At 63.3% G+C, this 1,015-nt stretch carries 1 protein-coding gene and 1 pseudogene; both read left to right on the forward strand.

What is annotated here, in order from left to right; translation table 11 throughout:
• Positions 1–473, forward strand: a pseudogene (locus EOA86_RS36050) (VOC family protein); the annotation flags it as partial.
• On the forward strand, positions 470–1,015 hold a 546-nt coding region (kdsA, locus tag EOA86_RS36055; protein ID WP_128345795.1), incomplete at its 3' end, for a 3-deoxy-8-phosphooctulonate synthase. The pseudogene EOA86_RS36050 and the gene kdsA, both read left to right, overlap by 4 nt.

The raw sequence follows: 1,015 nt of genomic DNA on the forward strand, positions 1-1,015 counted from the left end.
CGTTCAAACTGGCCTTCGCCTCCGGCACCGGGGCGACGGACGCCTTCCTGTTCGCCTGTGAGCGGATCAAGGCGCCGAAAGTAGACCGCACCGCGTTGCAGATCCACCCCAATGGCGCAACCGGCATCATCGAAGTCGTGGCGGTCAGCAACGAGCCACCCAAACAGCACCGATTGATTTCGATCGCGACGCGCAGTCCGGCGACCGGACAGGGGAGCAGCACTGCGTTTGGCCTGCCGAACGCAACCTTGGCCCTGCTTGACCCGGTCGCTTTCGAGACGCGCTTCGGCATACCTGCCGGCGCGCCATCGGAACTCCGCTTTGCGGGGATCGTCTTTTCGGTTCGTTTCGCTGACACGGTCGCCAAGCTGCTTGCAGCCAGTTCCGTCAAACACGAAATACGCGGCGATGATATTGTCGTCCGGCCGGCATCCGGGCAGGGTGCGGCCTTCATTTTCCGGGAGAAAGCATGAGCAAGCCAAATTCGTCCGTAACCGTCGGCAACGTCGTCCTCGGCAACACCGCGCCGCTGTCGCTGATTGCCGGCCCGTGCCAGCTTGAATCGCGCCAGCACGCCTTCGACATGGCTGGCGCACTGAAGGAGCTGAGCGGGAAGCTAGGGCTGGGCCTCGTCTACAAGACCAGTTACGACAAGGCCAACCGCACCTCGCTTGGCGGCACGCGCGGCGCCGGGCTCGACGCGGCGCTGCCCGTCTTCGACGATTTGCGCAAGGCGTTTTCGCTGCCGATCCTGACCGATATCCACACCGAGGAACAGTGCGCGCTTGTGGCGCCGCACGTCGATATCCTGCAGATCCCGGCTTTCCTCAGCCGCCAGACCGATCTGCTGATCGCGGCGGCAAGAACCGGCAAGGTCGTCAACGTGAAGAAGGGCCAGTTCCTCGCACCGTGGGACATGAAGAACGTTGTCGCCAAGATCACCGGTTCCGGAAACGCCAACGTGCTGGTCACCGAGCGCGGCGTGTCTTTCGGCTACAACACGCTGGTGTCCGAT

This window comes from Mesorhizobium sp. M5C.F.Ca.IN.020.32.2.1 (assembly GCF_004023105.1).
Taxonomy (GTDB): Bacteria; Pseudomonadota; Alphaproteobacteria; order Rhizobiales; family Rhizobiaceae; genus Mesorhizobium; species Mesorhizobium wenxiniae.